Annotated in this window: 10 protein-coding genes; 4 read left to right on the forward strand and 6 right to left on the reverse strand. The window is 43.9% G+C overall.

Features of this window, described 5'->3' with window-relative positions:
- Positions 1-22: 22 nt before the first annotated feature.
- Positions 23-1,963: an ATP-dependent DNA helicase gene (locus tag R7Q11_RS15675; RefSeq protein WP_053303287.1), complete on the reverse strand. Its 1,941-nt coding sequence runs from the start codon at positions 1,961-1,963 to the stop codon at positions 23-25.
- Positions 1,964-2,181: 218 nt separating this feature from the next.
- Here R7Q11_RS15675 and purU point away from each other — a divergent pair, with 218 nt between their 5' ends.
- Entirely contained in the window at positions 2,182-3,015 is an 834-nt protein-coding gene (gene purU / locus R7Q11_RS15680; protein WP_005382206.1) for a formyltetrahydrofolate deformylase, read from the forward strand.
- A gap of 74 nt (positions 3,016-3,089) precedes the next feature.
- On the opposite strand, the gene R7Q11_RS15685 is transcribed toward purU, so the two are convergent.
- Positions 3,090-3,689 (reverse strand): VOC family protein, encoded by a 600-nt coding sequence (locus R7Q11_RS15685; protein WP_017634806.1) that lies wholly within the window; start codon positions 3,687-3,689, stop codon positions 3,090-3,092.
- Between the two features lie 220 nt (positions 3,690-3,909).
- On the opposite strand from R7Q11_RS15685, the gene argS reads away from it, so the two are divergent.
- From argS to R7Q11_RS15700, 3 genes are all read left to right on the forward strand, one after another.
- Positions 3,910-5,643: an arginine--tRNA ligase gene (argS, locus tag R7Q11_RS15690; protein ID WP_025517318.1), complete on the forward strand. Its 1,734-nt coding sequence runs from the start codon at positions 3,910-3,912 to the stop codon at positions 5,641-5,643.
- 124 nt (positions 5,644-5,767) lie between these two features.
- On the forward strand, positions 5,768-6,196 hold the full coding sequence (locus R7Q11_RS15695) for an HIT family protein (protein ID WP_005382194.1): 429 nt from the start codon (positions 5,768-5,770) through the stop codon (positions 6,194-6,196).
- A 150-nt stretch (positions 6,197-6,346) separates the two neighbouring features.
- Positions 6,347-6,868 (forward strand): YqhA family protein, encoded by a 522-nt coding sequence (locus R7Q11_RS15700; protein ID WP_005382193.1) that lies wholly within the window; start codon positions 6,347-6,349, stop codon positions 6,866-6,868.
- Between the two features lie 108 nt (positions 6,869-6,976).
- Here R7Q11_RS15700 and R7Q11_RS15705 read toward each other — a convergent pair whose 3' ends face one another.
- The 4 genes from R7Q11_RS15705 to R7Q11_RS15720 form a co-directional block, all read right to left on the reverse strand.
- Positions 6,977-7,207, reverse strand: a complete 231-nt coding sequence (locus tag R7Q11_RS15705) for a FeoC-like transcriptional regulator (protein ID WP_005382192.1) — start codon at positions 7,205-7,207, stop codon at positions 6,977-6,979.
- Positions 7,204-9,480 (reverse strand): Fe(2+) transporter permease subunit FeoB, encoded by a 2,277-nt coding sequence (gene feoB, locus R7Q11_RS15710; RefSeq protein WP_033906911.1) that lies wholly within the window; start codon positions 9,478-9,480, stop codon positions 7,204-7,206. Before feoB ends, R7Q11_RS15705 begins: the two co-directional genes overlap by 4 nt.
- Positions 9,480-9,707: a ferrous iron transport protein A gene (locus tag R7Q11_RS15715; RefSeq protein WP_005382190.1), complete on the reverse strand. Its 228-nt coding sequence runs from the start codon at positions 9,705-9,707 to the stop codon at positions 9,480-9,482. The genes feoB and R7Q11_RS15715 overlap by 1 nt, the downstream gene beginning before the upstream one ends.
- A gap of 832 nt (positions 9,708-10,539) precedes the next feature.
- On the reverse strand, positions 10,540-13,917 hold the full coding sequence (locus R7Q11_RS15720) for an AraC family transcriptional regulator (RefSeq protein ID WP_225466564.1): 3,378 nt from the start codon (positions 13,915-13,917) through the stop codon (positions 10,540-10,542).
- Positions 13,918-14,054 lie beyond the last annotated feature (137 nt).

Below are 14,054 nucleotides of genomic sequence, written 5' to 3' on the forward strand. Positions count from 1 at the left end.
TCTACAACTCTCATTTATTGGGTTATGCCTCAGCACTTGCGTCTGTGACAGATTGTTCTGCTTTCAGGAATGCTTTGATTCCATCTAAGTCTCGCGTCCTTGGGATAGGTGGTAGACTTCCGAGGAAAATACCACCATAGTCTCGCGTGACAAGGCGATTATCACAAATGATCAACGCACCGTGATCCTTCTGATCTCGAATTAATCGCCCGACTCCCTGCTTTAACGTAATCACTGCATCCGGGATTTGTACTTCAGCAAATGGTTCACCGCCACGTAATCGACAATCCTCGATACGGGCTTTGAGTAACGGATCGTCAGGGGCGGTAAACGGTAATTTGTCGATAATAACACAGCTCAGCGCATCACCTCTAACATCAATCCCTTCCCAGAAAGCGCCCGTCGCCACGAGTAAAGCGTTACCCAGTTCCATAAACTCCGCCAAGGTTTTCTGCTTACTCATCTCCCCTTGCATTAACACAGGCAGCTCAAGTACTTCTCGGAACTTCTCACCTAGTTCACGCATCATGCTGTGCGAGGTACATAAAAAGAAGCAGCGACCATCATTTTCTTCAATCACCGGAGCAAGCATTCGGACTAACTTATCCGCTAAGCCGTTACTGTTTGGCTCTGGCAAATACCTTGGCACACAAAGGCGCGCTTGTTTTTGATAATCAAAGGGGGACGGCAGAGAAAATTGCTTTGTAGGCTTGAGGCCAAGGCGCTCAGTAAAGTGCTTGAAGTCGCCCGATACAGCTAGGGTTGCTGACGTGAAAATCCACGCGCCTTGTTTAATCTCTATTTGCTCATGGAACTTGTCCGCGACAGAAAGAGGCGTAATGTGCAGAGCGAAATGACGAGGCGAGGTATCGTACCAGTATGAGTAACCGGTAATATCGACATCACAGACGCGGTCGATGCGGCCTTTGATCAAATTGGCTCGTTCAAAAGCGGTATCCAGTAATTGACTGCGCCCTAAAGCTATTTTGAGTACATCAATCGCCAATTCGAGGCTGTCAGTTAAGCGCAATAATTCTCGCTTAATAGAACCTGATTGCAACGCCTCACGCCAGTTGCCACGAAAGCCTGGCTCACCTAATACAATCCGCATGTCCATTGCGCTTTGCATGAGTTTGTCGCCCACTTTTTGCAATTGACGCATATCTTTGGCTTCGGTGCGGTAGGCTATTTCAATGTCTTTGGCAAGATCGTGAATTTGGCGGCTTGAAACTGACTGGCCGAAATATTCGCTCGCAATATCTGGCAACTGATGAGCTTCATCAAAAACAAACACATCGGCTTCTGGAATCAGTTCACCGAATCCTGTTTCTTTGATCGCTAAATCAGCAAGAAACAAGTGATGGTTCACTACAACAATGTCGGAATCCATGGCTCGCTTACGCGCTTTCAATACAAAGCAATCGGTGTAGCTCGGACACTCTTTACCTAAACAGTTATCATTGGTTGAGGTGATGGTCGGAATGATCATGCTGTCTTCTGGCAGATCATCACAATCACCAAGGTCACCTGTTTTGGTTTCTGATGACCAAGCACGCACTTTAACCAGTTGAGTTAATAACGTCGGGTCAGATTCATTAGTGTGGCTTTCGACCATTTGGCGGCTCAAACGATCCAAACACAGATAATTAGAACGCCCTTTTAATAATGCCACTTGACCATAAAAACCAAGCGCATTGACCATGAGCGGTAAGTCCCGATGGTACAACTGCTCTTGCAAGTTTTTCGAGCCTGTACTGATAATCACTTTTTTACCGCTCAACAGCGCAGGGACTAGGTATGCGAAGGTCTTACCGGTTCCGGTTCCTGCCTCCACCACCAACTGGGTTTGATCTTTGATCGCACTGCTGACGGCTTCCGCCATATCGATTTGTGGCTGACGAGCTTGAAAGCCAGGAATGGCCTTACCTAACGCGCCATCAGAGGAAAAAGTTTTTGCGATCATGCTTGGTATTGAGTTTGAAAAATTATCGAGAGTATATCAGAGGAATAGGAGTGACATCAGCCCACAATCTGACCAGCTTGCGGCGACACAAGGATATTTTGTTGAAACCAACGTAAGAATAGATTATTTATGGTGAAACATGGCAGTACAGTTACACCCGCCAGGGAATAATAACAAATTCGTACGCTAAAATATTAATGCATGGAAGTACCTGATTTATGGAAAAGAAAACACTGTTGACCCACTGTTCTGACGCCCCGGGTCTCATCTCGAAAATTACTAATATCTGTTACAAGCACCAACTCAACATCGTTCACAATAACGAATTTGTTGATAATACCAGTGGCCACTTTTTCATGAGAACGGAGCTAGAGGGATACTTCAACGATCAAACGTTTCTTGCCGACTTGGACCAAGCTCTCCCGCAAGGTGCTAAGCGTAAATTGGTTGGCTCTCGCCGTAAGCGCATCGTCATTCTCGTCACAAAAGAAGCGCATTGTTTAGGCGATATTCTGATGAAAACCTACGATGGAAGCCTAGATGTTGAGATCGCCGCTGTGGTGGGGAATTACGACAAACTGCAAACTCTCACTGAACGCTTCGACATTCCTTACCACCATGTGACCCATGAAAACCTTAGCCGTGAAGAACACGAGCAGAAGATGCTAGAAGTGATCGATCAATACGATGCTGACTTTTTGGTGCTAGCTAAATACATGCGCGTATTAACGCCGACGTTTGTTGAGAAATATCACCACAAAATCATTAATATTCATCACAGCTTCTTACCTGCTTTTATTGGCGCGAAGCCATATCAACAAGCTTACGATCGCGGTGTGAAAATCATCGGTGCAACAGCACACTTCGTGACTAATGATTTAGATGAAGGGCCGATCATCAAGCAAGACGTAATTCCTGTCGACCATACATTCAATGCCCAAGATATGGCGCAAGCGGGACGCGATGTAGAGAAGAACGTATTGAGTAAGGCTTTGAATAAAGTGATCAATGACCACGTCTTTGTTTATGGGAATAAGACAGTGATCCTTTAAGTTCATCGCTTTTGAATGAAAGAAAGGGTTGCTCATTTGCAAACCTTTCTTCTTTCTAGTCGTTCAAAACTTGCTTATTCAGCCTGCTCAGACTCCACAATACGCTTAAGTGAATGCGGGTGCAGTTTGATACAAATGTCTTGGTACTTAAACGCCACCGTTGGGTTGTTCAAGCGTTCGCCATCCCCTTTCGGGCTCGACAGTTTGATCTTCACACCCAGCTCTTCCAACTCATTAAAACGCGCCCCAAACGCTGGGTAAGTGTGTTTCAAATCAGCAAGAAACTCGTCTGCAGTTTCGGCATGAGACGGAATAACAAACTCCACATGTTCCCAGCTTTCAGTTGAGTAGATTTTGCCTTCCGCAGGGTATGGCAGTTCCAGACACTCAATCTTCCAGCCACGACTTTCCAACGCTTTATCGAATTCGATAACGATGATTGGGCGACCGTTGATTTTCGCTTGTGAAATCACCTTACCGTATTGATTCCATGCTTCATGCGCGGCTTTTGCTGTTTCAGTATCATTAATTCGCAGCGCAATATGGTCAGCTTGAGCAAAGCTCAGATCCAGTTTTAACAGGGATGCAAGCTCTTCAATCTTCGCCATAAATGCATCCAGATCTTGGATCATCAATTTAGGCGCTAGGCGTTTTTCAACTAGTTGAGTCGTCATTGTGGCTCTCTTTTGGGGCGATTTATCTCATTACTCTGAGCGCAATAGTAAACTCAAACCAAACCACATTTCCATTCAATCGAAAAAGTATAAATTTCCCCAATTCCTCTCTGTATGAAAAGCAATAAAGTTGTTATCATTAGCCCCATTTTTGTGAACTCCAACAGAACTCGGCACTTACTTCGCCGAGTTCTTCGTCCTTGAATTGAAGGAAACGCGTGTGAATATCCAAGCACTTATTAATGACAAAGTATCTCAGGCTCTAGAAGCCGCTGGCGCACCTGCAGGCAGTCCTGCGGCAGTACGCCAATCAGCAAAGCCACAATTTGGTGACTACCAAGCAAACGGCGTAATGGGCGTTGCTAAAAAACTGGGTACTAACCCACGAGAATTTGCACAGAAAGTACTGGATGTTCTAGACCTAGATGGTATTGCAAGCAAGACAGAAATCGCTGGTCCTGGTTTCATCAACATTTTCCTAAGCGAAGAGTTCCTAGCAAAACAAGCGGAAGCAGCACTGGCTGACTCACGTCTTGGCGTTGCAGCAGACGAAGCTCAAACTATCGTTGCCGACTACTCTGCACCAAACGTTGCTAAAGAAATGCACGTTGGTCACCTACGTTCAACCATCATCGGTGATGCGGTAGTACGTACTCTTGAGTTCCTAGGTCACAAAGTGATCCGTGCGAACCACATCGGCGACTGGGGTACTCAGTTCGGTATGCTTATCGCAAACCTTGAGCGTGTACAACAAGAGTCTGGCGAAGTTTCTATGGAACTTGCGGACCTTGAAGGCTTCTACCGCGAATCGAAAAAGCTGTACGATGAAGATGAAGAGTTCGCAGTAAAGGCGCGAAACTACGTGGTAAAACTGCAAAGCGGTGACGAGTACTGTGCAGAAATGTGGAAAAAACTCGTTGATGTAACCATGATCCAAAACCAGCGCAACTACGACCGTCTAAACGTGTCACTGACTCGTGACGACGTGATGGGCGAGAGCATGTACAACGACATGCTTCCTAAGATCGTTGCAGACCTAAAAGAACAAGGTCTTGCCGTTGAAGATGATGGCGCGCAAGTTGTATTCCTAGATGAATACAAGAACAAAGATGGCGAACCAATGGGCGTTATCGTTCAAAAACGCGATGGCGGTTTCCTATACACAACAACAGACATCGCATGTGCAAAATATCGTTATGAAGAGCTAAGCGCAGACCGTGTGCTTTACTTCATCGACTCACGTCAACACCAGCACCTAATGCAAGCTTGGACAATTGTTCGTAAAGCAGGCTACGTACCTGAGTCAGTATCTCTTGAGCACCACGCGTTCGGCATGATGCTTGGTAAAGATGGTAAGCCATTCAAGACTCGTGCGGGTGGTACCGTTCGCCTTGCCGACCTTCTAGATGAAGCAGAAGTTCGTGCAGCACAACTGATCGAATCTAAAAACCCTGAGCTAGATGCGGAAGAAAAAGAGAAGATCTCTAAAACAGTTGCAATGGCAGCGGTTAAATACTCTGACTTATCTAAACACCGTACGACTGACTACGTGTTCGATTGGGACAACATGTTAGCGTTTGAAGGTAACACAGCACCATACATGCAATATGCCTACACTCGCGTAGCTTCTATTTTCGCTAAAGCTGGTGTTGCTATGGACGCTCTCCAAGGCGACATCAAAATCACTGATGAGAAAGAGAAAGCACTTATTGCTAAACTTATGCAGTTCGAAGAAGCGGTTCAATCTGTCGCTCGCGAAGGCCAACCGCACATCATGTGTAGCTACCTATTCGAACTAGCAGGTCAGTTCTCTAGTTTCTACGAAGCGTGCCCTATCCTAGTTGCTGAAGACGAAGCTGTGAAACAAAGCCGTCTGAAACTAGCTGCGCTAACAGCGAAGACCATCAAGCAAGGTCTGTCTCTACTAGGTATTGATACTCTAGAGCGTATGTAATCCGCTTTTACGTAGGTAGCTTAAGTAGCACAAGCTAAATGATGACAAAGGTTGACGTGAAAGCGTCAACCTTTTGTTTTATCTGGCGTATACTGATGTCATTCAATTCAAATCGGACAACATAATGAGTTTTGAACTGCACCCTCAACTGGCAAAAGACACCACCGTTATCGGCCACTTCCCACTGTGTGTGGCGCTTCTGCATAAAGATAACGCCGTGCCATGGGTTATCTTGGTCCCTAAACGTGCAAACCTAAAAGAGCTTCACCACTTGCCAATGCAAGAACAGCAACAGTTTTTGCTAGAGTCTCAAGCGGTAAGCCAAGCACTGGAAGCAACATTCCGTCCAGACAAGCTAAACCTTGGTGCGCTAGGTAATATGGTGCCACAGCTGCACATTCACCATATTGCTCGCTTCAAAGATGACGTAGCATGGCCGGGACCGGTTTGGGGTAACACCAAAGGTGAATTCCGTACAGAAGAAGAGCAAAACGAATTGCTTGGTCGCATTAAAAATGTGCTGTCACTGAGTTCTATTTTCCAAAAAGCATAAGCACTGCTAGCGAAAATAATTCGCCTTTGAATACGGCTGAAATAGACAGAGAAAGATTAATACGTATTTGTAACAATCTTTCTCATTTTTCTGGGATTATCACTAAAATAAAACTTGTTTAGACTACCAGCTCAGTTAGAGAGGGTCATCATGAAACAAGTCTTCAACACATTCCGATACGTCAGCTGGATCGCCATTATCTGTTCTATGGCTGCTTCATTCTTGCTTTTTCTTATGGGTGCAGCAAAAACCTATTCGGCATTTGCGGTCTTCATTCTCAATCAAACACCTCCAGAAGCACTCGCACATTTAGATAAAGCAGACATCGCGATCGCTTATTTGATCAAGTCACTGGATACGTTTCTTGTCGCACTAGTTTTGTTCATCTTTGCTCACGGCATCTACACACTATTTATTTCCAACAAAGCTAAAGCGAAAACACAAGAGCAGTCGGTTTTGCATTGGATCAGAACCCCAAACATCGGCCATCTAAAAAACATTTTGGCTGAAGTCATCATCGTGATCTTGTTTGTGAAGTTCTTAGAGCTCGTGCTGATTAACTTCGACAGCTTAGATTGGACGATCTTAACATTACCTATTTCGATTTTAGTTTTAAGTCTTGGTTTAAAGTTCCTAGAGTTAGGCGCGACTAAACACTCTGAAGAACATTAATTTCGCTGTATTCACAAACAATAACCAGCAAAATAAAAGCCGCATCATTGCTGATGCGGCTTTGTCGTTTTTACGTGATAATTTTTAGGTGACTAATTTTGATAGTCGCTACATGGTGACTGTCAGAGACAAACCATCTTGTTTAGTCACTGAGTAGCGAACACGAGTCACGTCATGAGCTTTATTAGTGTCGACTAGGCGGCTAATTTTGCCCTTCTTAATCCACACGTTTAACATCGCGTCGGCGCCATCTTCACTCATCCCAAACTGTTTAGCCAGATCTGACTGGGAGACGGTTCCTTTGTCTGCAATGTATTGATAAAGCTCTTTTAAAATCATGCTACTTGCGCCTCTAATGCACCGTTTTGTTTCTTACCAACTTGTTTGAACACACGGTATGTGCCAAAGAAGATAGCTACGATCACAGCCATCCAAATACCACTTGTTACTGGGCTATCTGCGAAATGCGTCAATTGGTTGTAGAACGTCGCACATAGGTAAGCCAAGCCCATTGTCCAAACCGCGATAAAGCGTGCGAACTTATGACCAAACTCACGTACGTAAGCACCCATCGCCGCCACACAAGGAGTGTACAGTAGGATAAAGATTAGGTAAGCAAATGCGGCATTGCCAGAAGCAAACTGCGATTTAATGTTACCGAAGATAGAAGCATCGACTTCTTGTTCTTCGGCAACGGCATTTGAGTCAGTTAAGTCACCCACTTCAATACCTAGTGGATCTGAGTAGCTCAAACCGGCTAAGTTTTCAGGGATACTCATTACTGCCTCTTCTAGGCTGCCCATTAGATCAAATTCTGCGTCTTCACCGTCACTTGGCGTCGTGTATAGACTGTTAAGCGTACCAACTACCGCCTCTTTTGCGAAGATACCAGTAATGATACCTACCGTCGCTGGCCAGTTATCTTCTTGAACACCGATTGGCGCGAATACTGGAGTTACAACTTGCGCAGCTTTAGAAAGCACCGAGTTTTCGCTGTCTTCATTACCAAAACTGCCATCAGTACCCAATGAGTTGAAGAAACTCAGAATAGCAACAACGATAACGATGGTTTTACCTGCACCAAGTACAAAGCGCTTTAGCTTTTGCCAAGTTTTGATCACCACGTTTTGTAGCGTCGGAAGCTCGTAATCTGGCATTTCCATCACTAGGCTATCGCTGCTACCTGGGTAAAGCGTGTGCTTAAGGAAAAGACCTGTGAAGATCGCTGCCACAATACCAAGTAGGTAAAGTGCGAATACAATGTTCTGGCCAGAACCTGGGAAGAATGCCGCAGCGAATAGCGCGTATACAGGCAGACGAGCACCACATGACATAAATGGCGCCATAGATGCAGCCAGTTTACGCTCACGTTCTTGGTCTAGAGTACGAGTTGCCATGATTGACGGAACGTTACAGCCAAAACCAAGAACCAACGGTACAAATGCTTTGCCCGGTAGGCCGATCTTCTGCATCACTTTATCTAGTACGAATGCTGCACGAGCCATGTAACCTGAGCTCTCAAGTACCGCTAGGAACAGGTACAAACACGCGATAACCGGAATGAAGGTTGCAACCGTCTGGATACCACCACCGATACCATCAGCAAGAACCGTCACTAACCACACAGGCAAATGACCGTCTAACAAGTGATGCCCACCATCAACCAACAATGCGCCCACACCAATGTCAAAAAAGTCGATAAATGCACTACCGATGTTAATCGAGAACATAAACATCAGGTACATAACAACAAAGAAGAAAGGAATTCCAATCCACTTGTTCAAAATAAACTGGTCGAGTCTTTCAGTCACACTACGACTTAACTTGCCTTCGCTTCGGCGAACTTTTTTACACTGTTCATGCAGATGCGTGTACTTAGTATCCGCGACATGCAAATCGATATCCAAATCTAACGTCGTAATGACTTCCAAGACTTTGCTTCTATCAATATCAGAAAGACTATTGAGCACCATTGTGTCTTTTTCAAGCGCACGAATCGCTAGTGCACGATGAGCGACGGTTTGGTCGTTAAAAAGTGCGGAAACCGTTTGAATTGCCGACTCCATCTTCTCACCATAATGCAAAGACAATTCTTTAAGTGGCACTCCTTGAACGATGGATTTATGGAGCTTTTCTTTAAACTCTGCCACTTGAGTTTTATTGGTTGCAGATAAACTGACAACCGGACAACCTAACGTTTTCTCAAGCTCTGCAACGTTAATCATCTGACGTTCACGCTTTAGCGCATCCATCTTGTTGAGGACAACAATCATAGGGCGACCAAGTTCGCGAAGTTGCAGCGTCATATATAAGCTGCGCTCTAAACTTGTAGCATCCACCACGTTAATAATGAGATCAGCAGGATGAGTTAGAACCGCACGCGATGCGATGGATTCATCAATACTATTACTATCATTACCACTGTCTAATGAGTAAATACCCGGAAGGTCAGTGAGCAAAAACTCATCCCCAGCATGCTTGAATTGTCCCGTTTTCTTTTCAACCGTGACGCCTGCCCAGTTACCAACTTGCTGTTTTGCGCCAGTTAAACCATTAAATAGCGTCGTTTTACCACTATTAGGGTTACCTACGGTTAGCACTTGATATTGCATTACACTCGCTCCACTTCAATTTTCTGAGCAATTGTTTCTCGCAATGCGACAGACACACCACGGACTTCGACTTGTAAAGGATCGCCCATTGGCGCACGTCGAATCACTTTGACTTCTGTATTGGGAAGCAGCCCCATTACCATGAGTTTCTTTCTGATATCTGATGAAAGACCATCTAACAACCGAATCGTCACCGTATCGCCAGGATTAATCTCTGATAACTTCATAGTGGCCCTTAAGAGTATTGCTAATGAGAAATATTATTATTTAATAAGTTTAGGTTGCCAATATTACTCCCCTATACCCCTTCAATCCTTGTGTGAAATCAAAGATTCCGTAAATGTTTTCACGCTTTCAAACGTTAACTTCGTAAATTTCCTCTCGTTATTTACGTCAAAATTAACAATTAAAAATGACACCTAACGAAACAAAAATGTCACAAACCAAGATAGAAAACAAAAAATGCAAATTAAAACAGTGGGTTAATTAAAAAACAAAACGTTGTCGCTTTTCTCATATAAACATGGCGTTATTTTTATAAGAAAAATAAGTAACCTCTCGTATAGTTACTCCATCGAGAGGGCAACCTCTCTAATAAATTCCAGAGGTGGCATGGCAACATGTCACTCCGGCAGCAAGCGAAGGTGTCCTTGACACCCGTGGTATAGTCCCCCCGGCTATACCACGATATTTTTTTCACCTCTTTCAAAACTTCTTTACCTTATCCATCTTTTCAACACAGTTTTCGTTTTCACGAATGTCGCATGCCATCACTCCCCCAAATGAACAACGCTCTTTTGATACAGCAATACAACTGTCATTTATTTGTTGCAACTATCAGTAAATCATTCTCTTGAAGCCATTTATGCTTATTGCTATGAACATCGCGACTAACAGATAGAACGTGATCGTGCTTACGTGTTGAGAATGGATTTGTAGGCTAGATGTGATGAAGAAACAATGAAACTTACTGCGTTAGCAACTGCAGCAATAATAGAGCACTGTATGCAGCTCCCCAGCATCTTAACTATTAACTAGGGAGCGTATAATGAAGGTTTTCTAGTTAATTTCTTGGCTTTCTTGAGTCAAAGCAAACTTGGATGGGGGCAAACCAAAATGCAGCTTAAACTTTTGGCTAAAGTAAGATGGATCATTAAAGCCAGAGTTAAAGGCGACTTCACTGATTTTCTCACCCGCCAATAACTTTTCACACGCCGTTTCCAAACGAACCTCTGTGACATAGTCTTTTAACGTTCTTGACGAGGCAGATTTAAAACGTCTCTGCAAAGAGCGTTCAGACATATACAGCATTTTAGCGGCTGACGCAGTGCCAAATTCAGGATCATGGTAATGCTCTGCCACTAATTGATAGACTTTTTGCAACCACTCTTTCTCTGGTGTGACTTGATCTTCTGCAATAGTTACAGGATTGAGTTCTTGCTGCGGTTCATCCAGATAACTCCTTTCCTTCGCAGATGGCCATGTAATCTCGACTTTGTTTTGAGCATCAGAAGAGAAGACAGCCAAATAACCACCACTCGTTGTCACTAGTTGGGCAAGGTGGTCAATACTCAACTCAGAGTGATTTAAGTTAGATGGAAGCCCAGTCACGACTTTATTAGGTAATTGCGTCCCGTAATCAAGAAAGCTCAATGACACAATATCATGCCCCTTTTCTAGCATAATTCTAACCGTTTGACCTCGGAAAGAGCGCTTGATGATATTGGCAAAAATGCTATTGAAAATAACATCAAGATTAAAACTTTCCAGAGCAACCCGGCTCTGCTTGCTCTCATCTTCTAGCTCTACCAAAATACCCGCTTTTGCAAAGTCATCTTGCCATACATCAACCACTGACTGAGTTATCTGACTCAAGTCGTAGTTCTGACTCCCACCACTTACATCACTTGGAACGCTTTTGAGTTCATTTAACTGCCAATTCGTTTTAGCCAAATGATCCTCTGTCGCAGTGTCCAGAGGCATAGGTAGTTTCGCCACAATAAAGTCGACGCTTGATTTTATGGATAGAGCTACATGGTCTACGAGTAGGTTTCTAACTTGAATCTGTTTACGTAATTGCTGGTTGCTCGTAAGCAACACTCTACTTTGATGTCTTAACTGATTCGTTTTGAGAGTCACTTGAGCTGCTAGATCACGGTTAGCCTGTACAACGTAGCGAGAGCGCCAGAAAACAAGTAATGCGACGACCGCAATACTAGCTACGACAAAGCCTAAAATAGCAAATCGCGATAGATACCAAGGATGAAGGACGATAAAGTGAGATTCTAAACCAACGACTCCAGCGGCAACTTGAGACGCATTACTGACCTGCAAGTGATATTCACCGGAACTAAGGTGCTCGAGTGTCAGTTGGCCCCCCTCTAACGTTTGCCATGGGTCATCGTTGTTCAATCGATAGTACAAATTTTGACTGTCTGGTTTTGGCATCACACCGAATAAAAAACTCAGCGAAGATCCATATGGCAGTGTGAGCCCATTCAGATCGGCACTACCAACTTGCAGAACTTCATTTTCAAGCACAACTTGGCTAACAATAAACTTAGACTCTGGGGGATTAGATACAAGCAGCTTGGATGCTTCTGCTTTTACGAGTCCGTACTTCGACCCCAGAACAAGCTCTCGCTCACCAATTTCTGTCTGCTGTATAACGCTACAAATACCAGGGAGGAACTCATTGTTCATTAAGCCTGATGACGATGAGTAATGTTTCACTAACTCACCCGAAAGGTGGTAATAGCTTAAACCGACAGAGGAAGCTAACCATACACCTTGCCTGTCTCTGATCAAGCAAGCAGGTCTGGCGTTGGGTTCACTCATTTCAACAACACGTTTTTCATCGCTTCGTGTATCAGTTTTAAACACACCATAAGATGAAGCAAACCACTGGCTGCCATCAACCGCCGTGGTCATGTCTAATGATTCACCAAACTTTTCTGAAAAACGGATAAACTGGATGTTGTCATTACTGTATTGGTATACGCCATGATCGGTGCCTATTAATAGGGCATCTTCAATATCATATAGGCGCGTAACCTTAGCAGGCAAATACTGACTTACTAGCCACTCACTTCCAAAGTTTCGTACGCTTTGTGCAGCAGTATCAACATTGTAAAGATGGTATCCGCTTGATACCCAAAGACGGTCATCACCATCAACGGTCACATGCTCTACGGCATGTCCGGCCATAACCTGTAAATAAGGAAATGTAATCTTGTTGAGACCATTTAGATCAAATATTTCCAGCCCTTTTGAGGTTGCAAGCCAAAGCATGCCGTTTTGAAACGCAAATTCATTGATCTGCGACTCCAACTCTAAGACTTGGTTAATCCCACTCTTTCCTGAACGATAAATCTTTCGGTCATCAGCAAACCAAAGCGCACCATCAGGACCTTCAATAGTTTGCCGAATTCGTCCTGATAGGGTGTGTGAGTCATAACTACTAAAGGTCACTCGTTCAAATTTTTTACTAAATAGCGAGTAATAACGAATACCTTGGTTAGTCGCAATCCACATCCCTCCTATATTGTCGCTCAACAACGAATAAATCTTCGTGTTGTCTAACTCTAACTCAAGAAAACTTGCAGGCGCGACTTCGGTGACCTCACCTGAAAAAAATGAGTACAAATAAAGGCCATGCTCTGTCCCCACCCAATACTCTTGATTTGTCTCTGCGAATGTCAAAACATGTGAGCCGCCAATTCTAATCACTTCTTTATCAGGCTGGTAAATGTTGAAAATTAAAGCGCCACGCAATGTACCTATCAAAATTTCTCTTCGCGTGTGTGAATAATAGACTTTCTCAATGTAGTTTTGACCTGAGGCAGCGACATGGTCAAACTTATCACCTTCAGAAAGATAGAAGCCGGAAGTCGTTGCTAGTGCCCACTTCGTTTCAACTAGCACCGCATCATTAATGTAAACGTAGCTATTATTACTATGTTGATAGAGCTGCAATAGAGAGAAAGAGTTTAATTCGCTAGTGTCGATATTGTAGGTATAGAAATGCGCGCCATCACTCACCCAAATATAGTTCTTTGAAGACCCTATTTTTCTTATTTGTGAGCCTGGATTTAAACTAAAGACTAAACGTCGTTCCTGATTTGGATAGGTTCGATAGACCTCATTTTCAATAAAGGTCCAAAAAGCACCTTTATGATAAGCCAACTGCTTAGCCGACGTTTGTAGGAAGCTACCTGATTTAGGTAATATAGTTTGACCATCGTAAAACAGGACTCGTCCGTGTACGTCATGAATCCACAAACCGCCCTTTTCACCCAAGAACAACTTTTTAGCCGCGATAAAAGTACCCTTTGCCTGAGTTGGCAAAGGGTAAAAGATTGCATTTGCATTATGAAGCGCAAATGCTTGGTAGGATAAGACAAAGCCCAACAGAGCAAGGGCTAATTGGCGTAGCAAGACGAAAACCTTTTGTATCAATTTGTGCTCGGAAAGTGACCGTTCATCGTTTGTAAAGCATGGATTGATACGGTTATTTTGAGCTGATAATTATTGGTAATGATATCTCAATTACTTTCTGAGAAAAGGCTCGCCTT

The organism is Vibrio sp. 970 (assembly GCF_033339075.1).

Excerpts from the sequence above, each read along its gene's own strand:
- R7Q11_RS15715 (WP_005382190.1), bottom strand. The coding sequence starts at position 9,707 with ATGAAGTTATCAGAGATTAATCCTGGCGATACGGTGACGATTCGGTTG.
- R7Q11_RS15700 (WP_005382193.1), top strand. The coding sequence starts at position 6,347 with ATGAAACAAGTCTTCAACACATTCCGATACGTCAGCTGGATCGCCATT.
- R7Q11_RS15675 (WP_053303287.1), bottom strand. The coding sequence starts at position 1,963 with ATGATCGCAAAAACTTTTTCCTCTGATGGCGCGTTAGGTAAGGCCATT.
- feoB (WP_033906911.1), bottom strand. The coding sequence starts at position 9,480 with ATGCAATATCAAGTGCTAACCGTAGGTAACCCTAATAGTGGTAAAACG.
- R7Q11_RS15705 (WP_005382192.1), bottom strand. The coding sequence starts at position 7,207 with ATGATTTTAAAAGAGCTTTATCAATACATTGCAGACAAAGGAACCGTC.
- R7Q11_RS15695 (WP_005382194.1), top strand. The coding sequence starts at position 5,768 with ATGAGTTTTGAACTGCACCCTCAACTGGCAAAAGACACCACCGTTATC.
- purU (WP_005382206.1), top strand. The coding sequence starts at position 2,182 with ATGGAAAAGAAAACACTGTTGACCCACTGTTCTGACGCCCCGGGTCTC.
- R7Q11_RS15685 (WP_017634806.1), bottom strand. The coding sequence starts at position 3,689 with ATGACGACTCAACTAGTTGAAAAACGCCTAGCGCCTAAATTGATGATC.